At 39.7% G+C, this 19,500-nt stretch carries 22 protein-coding genes and 1 pseudogene; 16 read left to right on the top strand and 7 right to left on the bottom strand.

Annotated features, from left to right (window positions below):
- The first annotated feature begins 1 nt into the window (after position 1).
- The 5 genes from N5J47_RS11110 (at position 2) to N5J47_RS11130 (ending at position 5,537) form a co-directional block, all read left to right on the top strand.
- Positions 2-487 (top strand): DUF4124 domain-containing protein, encoded by a 486-nt coding sequence (locus tag N5J47_RS11110; protein WP_279959995.1) that lies wholly within the window; start codon positions 2-4, stop codon positions 485-487.
- Between the two features lie 102 nt (positions 488-589).
- Entirely contained in the window at positions 590-949 is a 360-nt protein-coding gene (locus N5J47_RS11115; RefSeq protein ID WP_004677666.1) for a hypothetical protein, read from the top strand.
- Positions 950-1,207: 258 nt separating this feature from the next.
- Entirely contained in the window at positions 1,208-3,847 is a 2,640-nt protein-coding gene (locus N5J47_RS11120) for a bifunctional aconitate hydratase 2/2-methylisocitrate dehydratase (RefSeq protein ID WP_279959994.1), read from the top strand.
- Positions 3,848-3,909: 62 nt separating this feature from the next.
- On the top strand, positions 3,910-5,280 hold the full coding sequence (locus tag N5J47_RS11125) for a hypothetical protein (RefSeq protein ID WP_279959993.1): 1,371 nt from the start codon (positions 3,910-3,912) through the stop codon (positions 5,278-5,280).
- Between the two features lie 35 nt (positions 5,281-5,315).
- Positions 5,316-5,537: a hypothetical protein gene (locus N5J47_RS11130; RefSeq protein WP_279959992.1), complete on the top strand. Its 222-nt coding sequence runs from the start codon at positions 5,316-5,318 to the stop codon at positions 5,535-5,537.
- Positions 5,538-5,629: 92 nt separating this feature from the next.
- On the opposite strand, the pseudogene N5J47_RS11135 reads toward N5J47_RS11130, so the two are convergent.
- Positions 5,630-5,722 (bottom strand): annotated as a pseudogene (locus N5J47_RS11135) (2-oxoglutarate/malate translocator); the annotation flags it as partial.
- Positions 5,723-5,817: 95 nt separating this feature from the next.
- Between N5J47_RS11135 and N5J47_RS11140 the strand changes: the two are divergent.
- Together N5J47_RS11140 and N5J47_RS11145 are read left to right on the top strand one after the other, a co-directional pair.
- Positions 5,818-6,801 carry an ion transporter gene (locus N5J47_RS11140; RefSeq protein WP_279959991.1) on the top strand — a complete coding sequence of 328 codons (984 nt, stop codon included), beginning with the start codon at positions 5,818-5,820 and terminating at the stop codon, positions 6,799-6,801.
- A gap of 101 nt (positions 6,802-6,902) precedes the next feature.
- The gene (locus tag N5J47_RS11145; RefSeq protein WP_279959990.1) at positions 6,903-7,514 is read left to right on the top strand and encodes a DUF2238 domain-containing protein; all 612 of its coding nucleotides are present in this window, start codon (positions 6,903-6,905) and stop codon (positions 7,512-7,514) included.
- Positions 7,515-7,539: 25 nt separating this feature from the next.
- On the opposite strand, the gene N5J47_RS11150 is transcribed toward N5J47_RS11145, so the two are convergent.
- On the bottom strand, positions 7,540-8,760 hold the full coding sequence (locus tag N5J47_RS11150) for an MFS transporter (protein WP_279959989.1): 1,221 nt from the start codon (positions 8,758-8,760) through the stop codon (positions 7,540-7,542).
- A 242-nt stretch (positions 8,761-9,002) separates the two neighbouring features.
- Between N5J47_RS11150 and N5J47_RS11155 the strand changes: the two genes are divergently transcribed.
- The 4 genes from N5J47_RS11155 to N5J47_RS11170 all read left to right on the top strand — a co-directional run bounded on the left by N5J47_RS11155 (position 9,003) and on the right by N5J47_RS11170 (position 11,353).
- Positions 9,003-9,794 carry a DUF4198 domain-containing protein gene (locus tag N5J47_RS11155; RefSeq protein WP_279959988.1) on the top strand — a complete coding sequence of 264 codons (792 nt, stop codon included), beginning with the start codon at positions 9,003-9,005 and terminating at the stop codon, positions 9,792-9,794.
- A 133-nt stretch (positions 9,795-9,927) separates the two neighbouring features.
- A complete protein-coding gene (locus N5J47_RS11160; RefSeq protein ID WP_267979287.1) occupies positions 9,928-10,089 on the top strand; it encodes a hypothetical protein in 162 nt (53 codons plus the stop codon).
- A gap of 78 nt (positions 10,090-10,167) precedes the next feature.
- Positions 10,168-10,602, top strand: a complete 435-nt coding sequence (locus tag N5J47_RS11165; RefSeq protein ID WP_279959987.1) for an I78 family peptidase inhibitor — start codon at positions 10,168-10,170, stop codon at positions 10,600-10,602.
- Positions 10,603-10,789: 187 nt separating this feature from the next.
- A complete protein-coding gene (locus N5J47_RS11170) occupies positions 10,790-11,353 on the top strand; it encodes an FxsA family protein (protein ID WP_267979605.1) in 564 nt (187 codons plus the stop codon).
- A 46-nt stretch (positions 11,354-11,399) separates the two neighbouring features.
- On the opposite strand, the gene N5J47_RS11175 is transcribed toward N5J47_RS11170, so the two are convergent.
- Positions 11,400-11,582 (bottom strand): hypothetical protein, encoded by a 183-nt coding sequence (locus N5J47_RS11175; RefSeq protein WP_279959986.1) that lies wholly within the window; start codon positions 11,580-11,582, stop codon positions 11,400-11,402.
- Positions 11,583-11,821: 239 nt separating this feature from the next.
- Between N5J47_RS11175 and N5J47_RS11180 the strand changes: the two genes are divergently transcribed.
- Positions 11,822-12,079: a hypothetical protein gene (locus N5J47_RS11180; RefSeq protein ID WP_279959985.1), complete on the top strand. Its 258-nt coding sequence runs from the start codon at positions 11,822-11,824 to the stop codon at positions 12,077-12,079.
- A 57-nt stretch (positions 12,080-12,136) separates the two neighbouring features.
- On the opposite strand, the gene metK is transcribed toward N5J47_RS11180, so the two are convergent.
- A complete protein-coding gene (metK, locus tag N5J47_RS11185) occupies positions 12,137-13,303 on the bottom strand; it encodes a methionine adenosyltransferase (protein ID WP_279959984.1) in 1,167 nt (388 codons plus the stop codon).
- 371 nt (positions 13,304-13,674) lie between these two features.
- On the opposite strand from metK, the gene tkt reads away from it, so the two are divergent.
- Both tkt and N5J47_RS11195 read left to right on the top strand, forming a co-directional pair.
- Complete coding sequence (gene tkt / locus N5J47_RS11190) at positions 13,675-15,666, top strand: transketolase (protein ID WP_279959983.1); 1,992 nt, start codon at positions 13,675-13,677, stop codon at positions 15,664-15,666.
- 69 nt (positions 15,667-15,735) lie between these two features.
- A complete protein-coding gene (locus N5J47_RS11195; protein WP_279959982.1) occupies positions 15,736-16,269 on the top strand; it encodes a DUF3916 domain-containing protein in 534 nt (177 codons plus the stop codon).
- Positions 16,270-16,316: 47 nt separating this feature from the next.
- Here N5J47_RS11195 and N5J47_RS11200 read toward each other — a convergent pair whose 3' ends face one another.
- The gene (locus N5J47_RS11200; protein ID WP_279959981.1) at positions 16,317-16,724 is read right to left on the bottom strand and encodes an OsmC family protein; all 408 of its coding nucleotides are present in this window, start codon (positions 16,722-16,724) and stop codon (positions 16,317-16,319) included.
- A gap of 227 nt (positions 16,725-16,951) precedes the next feature.
- On the opposite strand from N5J47_RS11200, the gene N5J47_RS11205 reads away from it, so the two are divergent.
- A complete protein-coding gene (locus N5J47_RS11205) occupies positions 16,952-17,530 on the top strand; it encodes a YceI family protein (protein WP_279959980.1) in 579 nt (192 codons plus the stop codon).
- 93 nt (positions 17,531-17,623) lie between these two features.
- Here N5J47_RS11205 and N5J47_RS11210 read toward each other — a convergent pair whose 3' ends face one another.
- Entirely contained in the window at positions 17,624-18,130 is a 507-nt protein-coding gene (locus N5J47_RS11210) for an N-acetyltransferase (protein WP_279959979.1), read from the bottom strand.
- Positions 18,131-18,339: 209 nt separating this feature from the next.
- On the opposite strand from N5J47_RS11210, the gene N5J47_RS11215 reads away from it, so the two are divergent.
- Positions 18,340-18,801 (top strand): nucleoside deaminase, encoded by a 462-nt coding sequence (locus tag N5J47_RS11215; RefSeq protein WP_279959978.1) that lies wholly within the window; start codon positions 18,340-18,342, stop codon positions 18,799-18,801.
- A 30-nt stretch (positions 18,802-18,831) separates the two neighbouring features.
- Here N5J47_RS11215 and N5J47_RS11220 read toward each other — a convergent pair whose 3' ends face one another.
- Positions 18,832-19,362 (bottom strand): lecithin retinol acyltransferase family protein, encoded by a 531-nt coding sequence (locus N5J47_RS11220; protein WP_279959977.1) that lies wholly within the window; start codon positions 19,360-19,362, stop codon positions 18,832-18,834.
- Positions 19,363-19,500 lie beyond the last annotated feature (138 nt).

The raw sequence follows: 19,500 nt of genomic DNA on the forward strand, positions 1-19,500 counted from the left end.
GATGAAATCTGTCACTTTTAGTCAGCTTTTGGCAATCATCAGCATTGGGATGCTGGGCTGTACATTTCAAGCAAATGCTAAAGAATACTATAAGTGGGTGGACGCACGTGGTGTAACAACATATTCAGCAACACCACCTCCAACTCAGAAACAGGAGCCTCAACTCGACCCTGCAAAGAGAAATCCCAATACCGCTACAACACAGACCGCAACTCATCCAACAACACCTCCGCCAGCAGTAAACAAAGAAGCAAAAACAACTGTAGCGGCGACCAGTGCAGATGTGGTTAAGACCACCACAGCTTCTGCAACAAATTCAGCTAAGCCAGCTGCTGGTGAAGCCCTGATCCCTGTAAAAAACTGTAATGGTGTCAGATGTTGGGATTCAAAAGGCAGGCATTATAATCTGGTGGCAGGTAATACCTATCTTTCTGCAACAGGTAGTAAATGCCAAAAGAATGGCAATAATATGCAGTGCAGCAAATGATTTGTATGTTTTTATTGCGGATAGGATGGTTTTAAATACTTCCTTTTGCAAAATAAACCAGTTTCAGTATGATGTGTGCATCAAATTAGTCGCAGTATGATGATGAATAAAGTTTTGTTGATTGCAATAGGTTTGGTTTTGGTCGGTTGTAGCAAAAAAGAGCCACTTACACCTGAACAACAATGGCATGGCTATTGTGTAAGTGTGGGAAATGCCGCGCGTTCGATTACGCTGGATCGTCAAAATGGAATTGAGCAAAAACAGGCAACAGAACATGCGGGTAAAATTGAGGATGAGACCACGCGTAAGTTTATTTTCGGCATTATTGAAAAAGTCTACGCAATCCCAGCCGAAGAACTTAAGGCTGATCCAGATGCATTACGTGAAAAACTGAAGCAACAATTTACTGAACAATGTTTGGCAACACCACATGAAAAGTTGCCGAACTATAAACTATTTTAATGTATTAACCGAAAAGACAACACCGTTGTCTTTTTTTGTGGAACTAAATGATTGTTTTACTGGACTTTGGCTTTATACCAAAGCGGTATTTCAAAACGATGGGCATTTCGCTATAAAATAATGGTCATCACGTAGAAATACGGTTGTTGCATTAACTTTTAACTCGAAGTCTAGTAAAATTTTGCTGTCCATATTGCTTGTAAAGCTTACAGAAAGCTGGAACTTACAGGTAATTTTTTAAAAAAGAGGAATAACACCGTGCTAGAAGCTTACCGCCAACACGTTGCAGAACGTGCCGCACTCGGAGTCCCACCGAAGCCACTTGATGATGCTCAAACTGCTGAACTTGTCGCATTATTAAAAAATCCACCAGCAGGTGAAGAAGCATATTTGGTTGATTTGCTTGAAAACCGTGTTCCAGCAGGTGTTGACCAAGCTGCTTATGTAAAAGCGGCTTTCCTCGCTGCAGTCGCAAAAGGCGAAGCAACTTCTCCACTTGTAACCAAAGAGCGTGCTGTTTACCTACTTGGTACAATGCTTGGTGGTTATAACGTAGCGCCACTTGTTGAACTTCTTGACAATCCTGAATTAGCTAGCTTAGCTGCTGAAGCATTGAAAAAGACACTTCTTGTATTCGATGCGTTCCATGACGTTGCTGACAAGGCAAAAGCTGGCAATGCCAATGCAAAAGCAGTTTTACAATCTTGGGCTGATGCTGAATGGTTCACAAGCCGTCCAGATGTTCCAGAAGAAATCAAGATCACTGTATTTAAAGTAACTGGCGAAACCAACACGGATGACTTGTCACCTGCACAAGACGCTTGGAGTCGTCCAGATATTCCATTGCACGCAACTGCAATGTTGAAAAACGAGCGTGATGGTATCAACCCTGAAAAACCAGGTGAAGTTGGTCCTATCACTCAAATCAATGAATTAATCGCAAAAGGCAACCAAGTTGCTTACGTGGGTGATGTTGTTGGTACAGGTTCAAGCCGTAAATCAGCAACTAACTCAGTGCTTTGGTTCTTCGGTGATGAAATCCCACACATTCCAAACAAAAAAGACGGTGGCGTGTGCTTAGGTTCTAAAATCGCTCCAATCTTCTTTAACACAATGGAAGATGCAGGCGCATTACCAGTTGAAATCGATGTTGCTGAAATGAACATGGGCGATGAAGTTGTTCTTAAAATCGACCATGCTGCTGCAAAAGTAACGGCGTTCAAAAATGGCGCTCAAATCGCTGAATCAGAACTTAAAACGCCTGTACTTTTAGACGAAGTACGTGCTGGTGGTCGTATCAACCTGATCATTGGTCGTGGCTTGACTGCTAAAGCACGTGAAGAATTAGGTCTTCCTGCTTCTGACTTGTTCCGTCAACCAAAACAACCTGCTGACACTGGTAAAGGCTTTACTCAAGCTCAGAAGATGGTCGGTCGTGCATGTGGCCTTGCTGAAGGTCAAGGTATCCGTCCAGGTACTTACTGTGAACCTAAGATGACCACTGTTGGTTCTCAGGATACTACTGGTCCTATGACTCGTGATGAGTTAAAAGACTTGGCATGCTTAGGCTTCTCTGCTGACCTTGTGATGCAGTCTTTCTGCCACACTGCTGCGTATCCAAAACCAGTTGACGTAACAACTCACCATACATTACCTGACTTCATCATGAACCGTGGTGGTGTATCTTTACGTCCAGGTGACGGTATTATCCACTCTTGGTTAAACCGTATGTTACTTCCAGATACTGTTGGTACTGGTGGTGACTCACATACTCGTTTCCCAATCGGTATTTCATTCCCAGCAGGTTCTGGTCTTGTTGCATTCGCAGCAGCGACTGGTGTTATGCCACTGGATATGCCTGAATCTGTACTTGTTAAGTTCAAGGGTAAAATGCAGCCTGGTATCACTTTACGTGACCTTGTACATGCGATTCCTTACTATGCGATTAAAGAGGGTGACTTGACTGTAGAGAAGAAAGGTAAGAAAAACATCTTCTCTGGTCGTATCCTTGAGATTGATTTATCAGAAATGGAAAATGACTTGACGGTTGAGCAAGCATTCGAACTTTCTGACGCATCTGCTGAACGTTCTGCTGCGGGCTGTTCAATCACGCTTTCTGAAGAGAAAGTAGCTGAATACCTACGTTCTAACATCACTATGTTGAAGTGGATGATTGCTGAAGGTTATGGCGATGCGCGTACAATGGCGCGCCGTGCTGAAAACATGCAGAAGTGGTTGGATAACCCAAGCCTGTTAAAAGCTGACCCAGATGCTGAATATACCAAAGTATACGAAATCGATCTTGCCGACATCAAAGAACCAATTCTTTGCTGCCCGAACGATCCAGATGACGCGAAACTTCTTTCTGACGTTCAAGGCGACAAAATTGATGAAGTGTTCATCGGTTCTTGTATGACCAACATTGGTCACTTCCGTGCTGCTGGTCAGTTGCTTGACAAAGTTCCTGGTGGTTCATTGTCTACTCGTTTATGGTTGGCTCCACCAACACGTATGGATGAGCACCAGTTGATGGAAGAAGGCTTGTACAACATCTATGGCCGTGCTGGTGCGCGTACTGAGATGCCAGGCTGTTCATTGTGTATGGGTAACCAGGCACGTGTAGCACCGAACACGACTTGTGTATCGACTTCTACACGTAACTTCCCGAACCGTTTAGGTCAAGGTGCAAATGTTTATCTGGCGTCTGCTGAGCTTGCATCTGTAGCTGCGGTACTTGGTAAATTACCAAGCCCAGAAGAATATCAACAGTACGCGTCGCAAATTGACAGCGCTTCTGCTGACATTTACAAATACTTGAACTTCGACAAGATGAGCGAATATACAAAAGAAGCTGATCAAGTTGATACCAAGAAAATCCAAGCGGCTCAGTTGACCTAATCGATTGTTTTTGCTAAAAATAAGGGCTGAGTAATCAGCCCTTATTTTTTGGAAAATTATAAATGTCGTTAGGTATTTGGGAAAACATAAATTTTAATTTAAATAATTTTAAATGCATTTTTAAAGGATTTTTAAGAGCAGATGAAGGAGACTTTCTATTATTTAGAGATGAAGAGGGAAGACTAAAATTAAAAGTTGAAGGTGTTATTTCCGATGATTTAGAATTGAACAGAAAATCTGGTTATATTGATAAAAATGAGTCTCTTATCATATTTGAACATAACTTTTTAAAACAAAAAATATTAATGTATGCTTTACCAATACAACAAACTCACTCTTTAGTGGGTGATAACCCTAAATATACTGATATATTTATTGTTGATGAAATTGTTTTTGAAGATAGTCATGAGCAAATAGGTGCTGAATATTTAATTGAATTTGTTGATAATTTTAAAATTAATCATATATTTCCTCATCTAATGAAGTGGAGTGAAAATCATGAAAGAATTTTTGAAATATATGGGACGGATTGTCAGCTAATACAAAAAATAGTAAATTTAGAGAACTCTAATAGGAATAGTATTGGATTTAGATTTGAAGGAAGTGAAGTTTATATAATTAAGATTAAAGATGGAGATAAAGGAATAATACTATACAAAAAGGATTTGGAGTTAGATAAAAGGGAGAAAATAAGGGGAATTATTTCTTATATATTGGGTTGTCCGTTAGTTTTTTATGGGTATACTTTTGTAAATAAATATATGACACCGTCTTATAGTTATTTAAGAAATATTCATGATAATGAGAGAGGACAATTGGCTATCAATGTTCAAGTACCTACACCCCTTAGTTTAAGTGCTTTAAATATTATAGAAGTTGATATTTTTGAAAATTTGATGCAAGAACTCTATGTTAAATATGAAGAATATGATCTAGGTAATATATTTTTTACATATTGGGTAGCAGTAAATTCTAATTCAATTACTGCCGCTGTTCACTATGGAGCACTTATTGAAAAGCTACAAGCTACATATATGAAAATTCATGAAGTTAGTTATAGTAAAATTTTAGATAAAGCAATTTTTAAAAAAATGCTGGAGCGATTACAACAACAACTGGAAGAGTTTGAGATAACCCCTGAGCAAAAGAAAATTTTTTTAGATAAAATAGGGAATTTGAATACTTATTCTCAAAAAAATAAGATGGATTTTTTTTGTAATGACATCTCATTGTCTTTATCTGATATTGAAAAAAAAGCTTGGCAACAACGAAATGATGCTGCTCACGGAAATGATATAACTGATGTTAATCAAGCTTGGAAAAATACACTAATATTAAGAGAGTTGATTAATAAGTTTTTATTAAAGTTAGTTACAACTAATAAATATTATTTGTCATATTTAGATGGAAAACCAGAAATTAAAGCTTTATAAAACACTGTTAATGATTTAAAAGTTGATTCAAGTAAATGGCGAAACAATCCCGCTTCTTATGTATTGGTGGATTTCTTAACGGTTCAGCTGTGAAAGATCAAGGTGACAGTTTTATCTGTGTTGAAAATGGCAAACAAGTAAGCTACCACAAAAAGGAAATTTTCCATCAAGACTCGTGGCATCAAGATTACTATGTATGCGAAACGACAACAGAGCAACAAGCACGAAACTGGGTTTATGATATCAGGACAGATTAGTTAAGCTAATATGATTTTGTTTGGTGTGCGGGCTTTTCAAATACGTATACGAAAAAAGCCCTTTGAAAAGGGCTTTTTTCAACTTACCAATCCTACCAATAACCCAGCATTTTCCACCAAAGTCCGCCAATCACCACAAAGATGATGATATTGACGACACTCATGACAAAGTTCTCTTTCCACCATGCACTAAGAATGGTTTAGTAGGATACAAATCACTTATCAAATGCCTGAGCAACATGATACATTTTAGCTTGATTTATATAACGATAAATATGGTATGGCTCAATTTTCATGGCAACTGCTAAGACGGTTTGTTTATAACAATCTGCATGATGATGACTATAAAAGCAAGGTGAGTACCTGTGTAAACTATGTACTGATTTCCCTAATCATTGCCAATGTTGCAGCGGTGCTACTGGAGTCAGTGAATGACTTGTATAAGCTATATCAGCCTTATTTCGATATTTTTGAAAATCTCTCAATCCTTATTTTTAGTGGTGAATATTTATTAAGGCTATGGAGCATCGTTGAGAAAAATCCACAGGAACCAGCATGGAAGCAGCGGTTTCGCTGGATGAAAAGTGGCGGGGCGATTATTGACCTAATGGCGATTTTACCTGCCTATCTCAATTTCTTTGTCCATCTTGATTTACGTTTCCTACGGGTATTACGACTATTCCGATTACTCAAACTAACCCGTTATTTTGTGTCATTGCAGATACTTTTACGTGTTATCCAGCGAGAAAAAGGTTCATTTCAGGCGGTTATTTTCATTTTGGTCATTATGATTGTGATGACAGCATCCGCAATTTACGTGGTGGAAAATAAAGCCCAGCCTGAAGCATTTAGCTCAATTCCAAAAGCGATGTGGTGGGCGGTTGTTACATTGACAACAGTAGGCTATGGTGATGTAACACCTGTAACCAATTTGGGTCGTATCCTGGGTGCATTCATCACAATTCTGGGTGTCGGTATTGCAGCTTTACCTGCAGGTATTTTAGCTTCAGGCCTTGCCAATGAATTAAACCAGCGTAATCAAAGACTAGAACAGGAGTTTCGTGAAGCCTTGCAAGCCAAAGGGCTAGACTTGTTGCATGACCAAGTTGAAATTGAACGAATTCGAAAAAAAGTCGGTTTACCAAAAGAGCAGACCCATGAAATTATCATCCAACTGGTCAGGGAGAAGTTACTTGAAGATCAGGAACAGGAAAAAAAGAAGTATCATTACTGTCCGCATTGTGGTGAAAAATTATCCGAATGAACCTCAAGTTTATTCTCAAATTCAATGAAAAACAGAGTTGAGGATCAATTTTAAGAATCGAGTCATGTTAAGACAAAATAATAAAAATTAGAGGAGTTGATATGAGTCAAAAACTGATGTTGTGTTGTGCAGCATTTATTCTTATGTTGATTTTAATCATTTCAGGTATTCATCCATTTGACCGTGGTACATGGGTGATGGAGGTTTTACCTGTCTTAATTACTGTTCCATTATTGATTTACACCTATAAAACATTTCCGCTCACCAATCTTTTGTATAGCTTAATTTTTTTGCACGCCATTGTTTTAATTGTAGGCGGTGCCTATACCTATGCACGTGTGCCTTTTGGTTTTGAAATGGCTGAATGGTTGGGGATGGATCGCAATCCTTATGACAAAATTGGACATTTTATGCAGGGCTTTGTTCCTGCAATTGCCGCCCGTGAAATCCTGCTTAGAAACCAGATTCTGACCAAAGGAAGAATGCTCACTTTTATTGTGATCTGTATTGTGTTGGCGATTAGTGCAAGCTATGAGCTGATTGAATGGGCTGCTGCTTTAGTAATGGGACAAGGTGCTGAAGAGTTTTTAGGAACTCAGGGATATGAATGGGATACCCAGTCCGATATGTTCTTTGCCTTAATTGGAGCAATGGCTGCCTTGTTATTGTTGTCCAAATGGCATGACCGACAAATTGCAAAGCTGATAAATTAATCTAAATCAACTCATGAATCTGCCATTAAGAAACGACAGATTCTTTTTGCTGTGAGTATTTTGCATACGCCAGTGCAATGAGCAGAATTGCCAATCCACCTAGGCTTAAAACAAAGCCTACCCAAATCGGTGCCAACCAGCCCATATTGTGACTGAGTACCCATCCACCCAAAAATGCCCCAAGCGCATTGGCAAGGTTAAATGCGGAATGGTTGAGCGAGGCTGCCAAAGTTTGTGCATCACCTGCAATATCCATTAGATGGGTTTGTAATGCGCCACCTAGTCCAATTACGGTAAAGCCAATCAGGAATAAAGCGGCAATCGCTGTATAGAGGTTTGTCATCATAAAACTGGCTGCAACAAAAGCGAGTGCAGAACTGATCAAAATACCAATAATGGTTTTAAATAAGTTCTTGTCTGCCAACCAGCCCGCAACTAAACCACCGATCACCATACCTGTTCCCCAGATTGCCAGGGCAATTGGAACCACACGAATATCTGCATGGGTATATTCAGTCAAAATTGGCGACACATAACTATATACCGAGAACATCCCGCCAAAACCAATTGCACCAACAGCCAGTGTTAACCACATATTGATATTTTTTAAGCCTGCTAATTCAGCCTTGATACTGGCAGATTTTTGTAGAGGCATATTCGGTACAAACAGGCTTACCCCAATCAGAGTAATGAATGCAATCGCCGCAGAAAATTCAAAACCTGCTTTCCAGCCGAACTGCTGGCCTAACCATGTAGCGATTGGGACTCCAATAACATTGGCAATGGTTAAGCCCATCATCACTTGTGCAATTGCGGTTGCGCGGCGTTGTTTGCCTGCTAGTTCGGCTGCAACCAATGCAGCAACGCCAAAGTAAGCACCATGTGGAAAACCTGCAATAAAGCGCGAAATCAGCATGGCTTCTGGTGTGGTGGCAAAGGCGGTTGCCGCATTTGCCAAACCATAAAATAGCATTAATCCCAGCAACAGGGTTTTACGTGGAATTTTTGCCCCTAAAATGGCAATAATTGGCGCACCAACCATCACGCCTAATGCATAGGCACTTATAAAATATCCTGCATGTGGAACACTTACATTTAAATTTGTCGCAATTTCCTGAATCAACCCCATTGCAACAAATTCAGTTGTACCAATACAGAAGCTGCCAATTGCCAATGAAAAAATGACAAAGAATAAGGAATATTTCTGTGGTTGAGGGGATGGTGTAATGGGGCTTGGCACAGACATAACAACTCTGGAATAAAGATACCAGTCTATTATATTCGAGTCGCTTTTAGAAAAATGAAAGATAACGTAATTTTTATATCTATAGATATCTATATCTATAAATGGTGTTCTCGTACAGAAAAATTCCATATTATAATGATAATTATTTTCATTTGTGTATAATCAGGCTTATAAAACTTGAGGCTAAACAATTCAGATTGGTTAATGCCTGTATTGAGCAAAATCAAAGGTGGGGGAAACTCGTGAAAAGATTATTGATAGCATCATTTGTATTGGTTTCAGGCTATAGTTTAGCACATGAACCTTATGTTGCTCCTATTGCCTATAAAACTGAGCAAACTCAGGTGACTGTGGTCTCTGGCTATGCGGAAGAGGCATTGAACAGTGAATATGCATTAAAAAATGCCAAGTTTGAAATTACTGCGCCAGACCAGAAAAAAACAACAATTGAAGCAGCATCCACATTAAGCTCCGCCACAGTATTTGACTTAAAACTGCCAGAAGGGGGCACTTATAATATTCAGACCAAAGCATCTTACCCGTTGAAATATGTACAAGATCAAAAGGAATGGAAGTTGTTCTTTGACATGGCAGCAGATAAGGCGCCAGCAAAAAATGAACGTGACTATGTCATCCCAGCCGATTTAAAAGGTAAAAAGTTCACGCCTGTTGAAATTACCCGTGAATGGACCTTATTGACCTATGTGACAAAAGATAAGAGTTCACCCGTTCAGGTAAATTCTGCGCCGATTCAGGTTGAGTTTTCGATTCATCCAAACGAGTTAAAAGCCAATCAGGCTGTGAAAGTCAAGATATCTAAAGCCAACCAGACTTTGGCAAATGCCAGTGTGGTCATTCGTGCCAAGGGTGCAACGGATGATCAGGCCAAAAGCTTAAAAACGGATGCAAATGGAAATGCGGAACTCGTTTTCCCAGCATCAGGTGAATATCTTGTTGAGGTGAGTGAAATTGTGGATGGCAAACAGAAGCCAGAAAATCAGTTCTATAGCATTATTAGTTTATTTGTAAACTAATAATGCTGAGAGTTGATCCAAGCTGGATTGACTCTCCCATACAAAATGATAGGGGAAATGACTATTAGGGTCGATATTTAAACTATCTGTAGGATTTGCATTTATGGTAGGCTTAAGAAAAAAGGATAAGCCTATGGATGCAATCGTCACAAAAGATTTTTTAGCGATCACAGGATACACCCAAGCCATTTTAGAAATGGATGAATGGATCAGAGATAAACCTTATTTTTATCTGGTTAAAGACCATTATTTGGTGGATGAGGCAATTCGTGTCGAGTACATTATCATTCAGTAGACGCTGTTTTGTTTCAAATAATAGACATAATAATTTGATTTATTTGTTATCTTTACATTTTTGCAAGAATATAAACTTATGAAAAAATTTCTATTTTTAGGTTTAATCCTGACTTCACTTACAGCGTGTTCATCTACTCCAAATAAAGAGCTCACTCCACCAAAAATTGGTATGGCAAATCCAGCAAGCAAGTTTTGTGTAGAGCAGGGTGGCCAGTTAGAGATCAGAAATGAAGCCAATGGTCAGGTTGGCTATTGTAAGTTGGCCAATGGTCAGATTGTTGAAGAATGGGAATTCTTCCGTGCTAATCAACCGAAATGCTTGGCGGATGAAGCACGAAAATTGATTGGTCAGTCAGGTTTAAGTGAAGAACAAATCAAACAAAAAACCAAATCTGAAATCGTTCGTAGTGTGGGGCCAAACCAACCAGTCACAATGGATTATCGGGAAAATCGTGTGACGGTGACCATTGATCCACAAACTAAAAAAATCAGCAATGCAAGTTGTGGTTGATCTTTAAAGAAAGCCTAAGCTCTCAATTAGCGATGATTTAATTGGGAGCTTTTTTATGCAGGTCACACTAACAGCACTTGATAAATTGAAAAAAGTACCCATCAACTTATTTATTGAATTCATTTTATGTATTGTGTCAGCCTAATTGACCAGTATTTTGCACAAGTTTTTAATTTTGAGATTTGACATGAATCTACTTCTTATCGTGGTATTTGGCACAATTGCTGAAGTTTTAGTATGGATTGGCGTGGGCGACCTTGTTGGAAGTATGTGGTATGTCTTTTTCTGGTTCATCATTGCATTTTTCATTGGTCTGAACCTTGTTCGCTCAAGCACCTCCAACATTATGCCGCAATTACAGCAAATGCAGATGACTGGACAGCTTGGGGGGGATCCAGCAGTAACCAAGAAGCTGGCAATTGCAATGTCTGGTTTTCTGCTAATGTTACCAGGTTTGATTTCCGATGTACTGGCTGTACTGGTGCTTATTCCAGCCGTTCAAACTGCTTTCCGCAATGCACTCATGAAAACGATGGCGAAGCGTCAACAAGCCATGATGGATCAAATGATGGGTGGAATGGGCGGCGGTGCGGCTGGTGGACAGAATCCATTTGCTGATCTTATGCGTCAAATGCAGGATATGCAAAACCAGCAAGGTGGCGGGCAATATCGTGATTCAACTGTTATTGACGGGGAAGCACGTGAAGTGAAACCTGAGCAGAAGAAAATTGAATTTAAAGATGTGAATTAATTAGTGTTAATTTTAATAAAGGCACACTTTCAAACAGTGTGCTTTTTTATGCCCCATTTTTAGATGGGCTGTCCTTTTTTTGCTCTGGCTGGGTATGTTGGTCTGTTTCTTTTAAACCAGCACGATATTGGTTTGGAACCAGTGTCGTTAATTCATTTTCAGATTGTTTGTATTTACGAGTGCGGTTTGCACGTTCGCGAAATCCACCCTTGTTGATCAATTGAGTCATAACCATGTGTCCGAAATGATTAAAAATGTATTCTAGCAAATGCTGTGCAAGATCAAAATAATATCGTTTCTAATACGTTTTTTAGAACAATGCACTCACAAAACTGACATAAAATTTTGTTAATTTGAAAGAACTGGTTCAGAAACTAGATTGTATTCTCATTTTTTTTCTCATAGGATAAAACTGTGATGGTAAAAGTTGCTGTGAAAAGAAAATAAAAAATAATAAAGGAGGAATGAATGATGTTATACCAATATCATTGTGCATGTTGTGACAAGGTTGTCGCCTCAACAGATAAGGAGTGTCCTTACTGTGGTTCTCAGCATATCCGAAGCCCCTATGGTTTATGGATGTTCTGTTTGGCTGCCTGTTTTGCGGTTGTGGTCATTGTAAAACTTGCACATTTATATTCACAGCATCATCAAGAGGAACAGCCTGCACAAAAGACATCATTGTTTGAAATCTTTAAACAGGACAATACTGACTCAAGCAAATAATTGTTGCGGCCAATAAAAAAGCTCGCGATGAGCGAGCCTTTAAAATTAGGCAAGGCGTTACAGCCCAGCCGCATCTTTTAACACATCAACCTTATCGGTTTTTTCCCATGTAAATGCAGTGTCTGAACCCTCACGACCAAAGTGACCATAAGCAGCAGTTTGCTTATACATTGGCTGAATCAGGTTCAACATACGGGTAATACCGTATGGACGTAGGTCGAAGTGTTCACGAACAAGCTGGATAATCAACTCATCTGACACTTTGCCTGTATTAAATGTATTGATTGAAATGGAGGTTGGCTCTGCAACACCAATTGCATAACTCACCTGAATTTCACATTTATCCGCTAATCCAGCAGCAACAATGTTTTTAGCAACATAACGGCCTGCATACGCGGCAGAACGGTCAACTTTCGATGGGTCTTTACCAGAGAAAGCACCACCACCGTGACGGGCCATACCACCATAGGTATCTACAATAATCTTACGGCCTGTTAAACCACAGTCACCTACAGGTCCGCCAATCACAAACATACCTGTTGGGTTGATGTGAAACTTTGTGCCCGCATGGAACATTTCAGCAGGAATGATTGGCTTAACAATTTCCTCAATGACCGCTTCTTTTAAACTAGCCTGGCTAATTTCAGGATCATGCTGAGTTGAAAGCACAACCGCATCCAACCGAACAGGCATGCCATTTTCATAGGCAAAGGTCACCTGGCTTTTGGCATCTGGACGTAACCACGGTAAAACACCTGAACGGCGTAACTCAGCCTGACGTTCCATTAAGCGGTGGGCATAAGAAATAGGTGCAGGCATTAGAAATTCAGTTTCATGGCTTGCATAACCAAACATCAGGCCTTGGTCACCCGCACCTTGATCTTCTGGTTTCTGGCGGTCAACACCCTGCGCAATCTCAGGAGACTGTTTGCCGATCATGTTGATGACGGCACAGGTGGAACCATCAAAGCCTAAATCAGAATGATGATAGCCAATTCCATTGACGGTTTGACGTACAATTGCTTCAAAGTCGACATTTGCTGTGGTTGTGATTTCACCAGCAAGAACAACCGCACCTGTTTTTACCAATGTTTCACAAGCGACACGCGCATACGGGTCTTCTTTTAGGATTGCATCTAAAATGGCATCACTAATTTGGTCAGCCATTTTGTCTGGATGACCCTCGCTTACAGATTCTGAAGTAAAAACAGCGTACTCGCGCATGAACGTCCTATCATGGTTATTTTCAAAAAGACAGAGTATGTTACATCGACTTGGCGTATAGGACTAGCGCAAGCTGACTAAAAAGCATGAATTTATTTCATTTTCATTGTGTTTTTATTGATATAAGCATCAATAAAACTGATATTTGCCATTGATCTTTGGCATAGATGTTTAAGAATAGGGATATTTTTACACTTTTTACTTCTTGGATTCTTAAATGAAGCGTCACCTAAGTTTATAGATAAGTAAAAAAACAGAAATATCGTGTATTAAGCTTTACCCCATGCCATTTTTTTAAGACAATAGGCTAAATTTTTGATAGATGATTTCTTGTCATCTTTTTACCATATTGATTTGATTGGATCTGACTTATGACAACCCCTTTAAATGAACGTCGTATTGCAAATGCAATTCGTGTCTTGGCTATGGATGCTGTGCAACAGGCAAACTCAGGGCATCCTGGTGCGCCAATGGGGATGGCAGATATCGCTGACGTGGTTTGGCGTGAGTTTTTAAATCATAATCCAGGCAATCCACAATGGGCCAACCGCGATCGTTTTGTATTATCAAATGGTCATGGTTCTATGTTGCAATATGCATTGCTGCATTTAACTGGTTATGATCTATCTATTGAGGATTTAAAGCAGTTCCGTCAATTACATTCTAGAACACCAGGCCACCCTGAATATGGTTATGCACCTGGTATTGAAACCACAACTGGTCCATTAGGTCAGGGGATTGCCAATGCTGTTGGTTTCGCTTTGGCTGAAAAAACGTTGGCTGCCCAGTTCAACAAAGATAGTTTAAATGTTGTTGATCACTTCACTTATTGTTTCCTGGGTGATGGTTGCCTGATGGAAGGTATTTCTCATGAAGTGTGCTCACTTGCAGGTACTTTAGGCCTTGGTAAGCTTGTTGTTTACTATGATGACAATGGTATCTCAATTGATGGTGAAGTTGAAGGCTGGTTCAGCGATGATACTGAACAACGTTTCCAAGCCTACGGCTGGCAAGTGCTTCGTGTAGATGGCCATGATGCTGCTGCAATTCGTCAGGCAACTGTTGAAGCAAAAGCTGAAACTAACAAGCCAACAATTATTATCTGTAAAACGATTATTGGTCTGGGTTCACCAAACAAACAAGGTAAAGAAGATTGCCACGGTGCGCCACTCGGTAAAGACGAAATCGTATTAACCCGTCAGGCGCTTGGCTGGACAACCGAAGAAGCGTTTGCAATTCCTGAAGATGTGTATGTGGCTTGGGATGCAAAAGCAAAAGGTCAAACTTCTGAAGCTGCCTGGAATGAATTGTTTGCTCAATATCAGGCAAAATATCCAACTGAAGCGGCTGAATTATTACGTCGCATCAATGGTGACTTACCTGCTGAATTTGCTGCACAAGCAGACGCATTTATTGCTGAAACAAATGCAAAAGCGGAAACGATTGCAACACGTAAAGCAAGCCAAAATACCTTACAGGCATTCGGTCCTTTACTTCCTGAATTATTAGGTGGTTCTGCTGACTTGGCGGGTTCAAACCTGACACTTTGGAAAGGGTGTGAAGGCGTACAGGAAAATCCAGCAGGTAATTATATTTACTATGGTGTTCGTGAATTTGGTATGACCGCAATTGCGAACGGTATTGCTTTACACGGCGGTTTTGTTCCTTATGTTGCAACATTCCTGATGTTTATGGAATACGCACGTAATGCGGTACGTATGTCTGCATTGATGAAGCAACGTGTGATTCATGTGTATACACACGATTCTATCGGTTTGGGTGAGGATGGTCCAACGCATCAACCAATCGAGCAAATCGCATCTTTACGTGGTACACCAAACCTGAATACATGGCGTCCATGTGATACGGTTGAAGCTGCAATTTCTTGGAAGTCTGCGCTTGAGCGTAAAGATGGTCCATCTGCACTCATTTTCTCTCGTCAAAACTTGCCATTCCAGGCACGTACTGAAGCACAAATTCAAAACGTTGCAAAAGGTGGTTATATCCTTGCTGAAGAAAAAGGTGAGTTGAAAGCAATTATCATTGCAACAGGTTCCGAAGTTTCATTAGCAATGGAAGCATATGCACAACTTGATGGGGTGCGTGTCGTGTCTATGTCATGTGCAGAAGAGTTCATGAAGCAAGATGCTGCTTATCGTGAAGTGGTATTACCAGCACATATTCGTGCGCGTGTTGCAGTTGAAGCGGCTCATGTAGACTACTGGTGGAAATTTGTTGGTTTAGACGGCAAAGTGATCGGTATGACCACTTATGGCGAGTCTGCGCCTGCAAAAGACTTATTCCAGTTCTTTGGTATCACCACTGAAGCAGTTGTTGCTGCGGTTAACGAACTGACTGCTTAATGATTTAAGTACTACAAGAAGCGTTCCAATAGGAGCGCTTTTTTTGTATTGATCAAATGGAATATAAAAATGAGATGGTTAGCATTATCAAATAAAAAAGAACGGGGAATCCCCCGTAAACTAAGAAATCTTAGACACTGGAGTGAGCGATTTAAAAACAACTTTCCTGATTTAACGGAATATCATGATCGGTACTATAACTGGAAAATACCTGTTCCAATGAATCTGGTTGAGGGTAAACATGCACAGCAAGAAATCAAGGCAGAATGTGCGCAATACCTGATCAATGCTTGCCAATATTTAATTGAAGCAAAACCTCAAGGGTTAAAATTCTGTAAAGTGGTCTGTATGGTTGAACAACCAAATATGTTTTCTAGTGAGATTTGCTTATATTTAGATGAAGATTATTTTAATGCACATACATTATCAGCAGATAGATATGATTCTCAATATGTGTTGGCAGATGATTTAAGTCTAGCTAAAAGTTGGAACCTGCAAATTCCTGAGAATATGTATGAACGAGGGATAAAAATCCGTTATATCGATCTAGAAGATGAAGCGGATAATTATATTGCTGATCAGTGGTTCTTTATTGAGAATTAATTGAGTCTCTCAATACATGGGAGACTCATTGAAATCGGCCTTACATATCACATATCTAAGGTAGTCTGAATCGAAATATTAGACGTTAATAATTTATGAACAGGACAACTTTCCGCAACTTTTAATAAGCGTTTATGCTGTTCTTCAGTAAATTCACCTTTTAGCGTAATTTTGCGCTCAATGTTGTTTTGACCTGATTCAGGTTCACCATTTGGGTTTAAGGCCAAATCAACCTGCACATGATCAAGTTTAATGCCTTTGTGGTTTGCATACATTTCCAGTGTAATGGTTGTGCACGCACCTAAAGCTGAAAGTAGCAGTTGAATTGGGTTAGGGGCTGAGTCCTGACCCCCTTTGTCTGTTGGTTCATCTGCATGCCATGTATGACCAGAAGAATCTGTAAGCGTTACACGATAAGGGGTTGTGGTATTTTGGGCCTGAACAGTATGTGTCATATTCTACCTTGTTGTTTATCTTTAAAAATCTGAATAAAAGTATGTCAATTGATGATGTCGTTTTAGCGACAATATGTATAGTACCGAATAGTCTTATGATATTCGTTTTACGTAACAACTGTAACGCTTTTATTGTTGCACTGGTGAAACATATCGTTTTATAAAGAATGGTGAATAAAATTATGTGATCTATAAACTAAACAACATATCAAACAAGGATACGAAAAATGCAGTTTAAAACATTAAGCCTCGGTTTAGCAGTTGCCATCGCAAGTTCAGTCGCTTTGGCGGCACCAGTAGACTATAAGATTGACCCAACTCATACCGCCACCGTGTTTAGCTGGAACCATTTTGGTTTCTCTACACCAAGCGCGAACTTTACTGATATTCAGGGTGTAATTAAGGTTGATAATGCCAAGCCAGCAAATTCATCTGTTGAGGTCACTATCCCGATCAGTAGTGTAAATACCAATGTGCCTGCCTTGGATAAAGAATTCCAGGAAGAAGCGTGGTTTAATGCTGCGAAATATCCAAACATTACTTTTAAAAGTACCAAAGTCGAAACTAAGGACAAAAAGCACTTTAAAATTACAGGTGATTTGACCGTAAAAGGTGTGACCAAACCTGTAGTCTTGGATGCTGTGCTTAATAAACAAGGCGAGCATCCAATGGCGAAAGTGCCAGCGATTGGTTTTAATGCGACAACATCATTTAACCGTTCTGTATTTGGCATCGGAAACTATGTGCCTAATGTAGGTGACAAGATCACTGTCAATATTACCACTGAAGCAACTGCTGCAAAGTAATATCAAACCAATCTTAGATTGATAAAAAAGCTCATGGAATTAATCCCTGAGCTTTTTTAATCTTACGTGTAAATTTGGTGTATTGATTCAATATTATGCTGTTGCGTTAAAAGCTTCGGCATAAACAACGCTACCTGTTGGGATGGTTTCGGAGAAAGCAAGCACCTGAAAATATTCAGCAGGTACATTTTCTAAAACCAGCCTTGAATCTGCTGTAAAGCCAAACCTGCCATAATATTCAGGTTCACCAAGCAATACACATCCTGCTGCTCCCAAATTCTTCAATGCAGCTAAGCCATCGTTGATTAACTTCGAGCCAACACCTTGTCCTTGATACTTAGGTAGAACTGAGACTGGCCCGAGACCATACCAACCTGTTGATCCATCTGAAATGGAAACAGGAGAAAATGCAATGTGCCCAATCACTTCATCGTTATATTCAGCAACCAGTGAAAGGGTTAATTGACCTGAATTACGCAGTGCATTCACAATAAATTGTTCAGTATGGCTGGAATATTGCTGATCTTTAAAAGCAACCTCAGTTAAATTAAAAATAGCCTGAATATCGGATGTTTGTTCATTTCGAATATGAAAGTTCATGTTTTGTTTGGCCCTAATAAAATTTCCCAATGTATGTATGGAATGAATATAAACGATAAATCATTGTTTCATGGTATCCATCCATCATGGCTTTGTGGAGTAGCATAGCTTAGGTTTTCGTATTTAATTTGATAGGATGAATAATTGTGTGAATTTGATTTTATAATCAGGATTAAACGATCCATTATTCTTTAGCTTGGGACATACACATGGTTGATCAGGATTTCATACAACAGGCAGTTGATTTAGCTTTGGAAAATGCACGGTCAGGTGGACGGCCTTTTGCCGCATTGGTTGTAAAAGATGGCAATGTGATTGCAACTGGCGTAAATCAGATTAAATTAACCAATGATCCTACGGCCCATGCAGAATTATCGGCATTGCGTGAAGCAGGAAAAGCTCTGGCGAGTCCTAATCTGGAAAATTGTGTGGTATATGCCAGTGGGCAGCCTTGTCCCATGTGTTTGGCTGCCATGCGTATGTCTGGGATTCACCGTGTTGTTTATGCATTTTCCAATATTGAAGCTGAACCATTTGGTTTATCCACTGCAAAAATTGCCCAGATATTAAGAATGCCACCTGAAAGCCAAGAGGGCCTTTCTTTTGTACAAGTCAAGCCGAAACAGGACCATGATTTATATAGCCTATGGCAAAATTTACAGACCGAATAAATCAACAACCTGAATTTACGCCTACACATTTTAATCCTTAGCTTGTTTGTCCTTTGGCAATAAATATGCGGGAACAGATTTTTTCGTCTGTCTGCGCAGCATCATCTTGATATATAGGACGATTGCAAAACACGCCGTTGCAATCGTCAGCATAATACTGTTCATATAGCTCATGACTGAGCTGACATAACCAATGGTCGTGAGACGGCGTTGCATACGCTCAACCTGCGTGCTGGACTCAATACCCGTAACTGCCCATGTGCATAAATGTTCACAGTTATTGATGATCAAATGATACTGGTTTTCATGCATACGTGAACGCATACGCTTCACTACAGCTTTGGCCTTATAGCGAGGGGATGGATAATTCTTGATATGGATTGTTTTTCCATGTGCAAAACGTTGCAGTGAGGTTGTTTCAATAGGCCGCTTCTTAAAAATATGGGCAAAGCCTGAATAGTGAATCACCCGCCCACGGCCTACATAAATACCATGATGGCTATAACCAAAATGTTTAACAATGAGATGGGCACCAAGCGGATAATGTTGTTTCTGCTGCATGTGGATATAAAGGTTAAATTTATTTACATTTGTATTTTAATTAAAAATTGAGAGACAATCGAGTGGATTCATACCCTTAATCCTATGAATGTGTGTGGAGTTTGTATCTACTATTTTGTGCTTTGCCTGACTGTGTGA

Source organism: Acinetobacter sp. GD03645 (assembly GCF_029845285.1).
GTDB lineage: Bacteria > Pseudomonadota > Gammaproteobacteria > Pseudomonadales > Moraxellaceae > Acinetobacter > Acinetobacter corruptisaponis.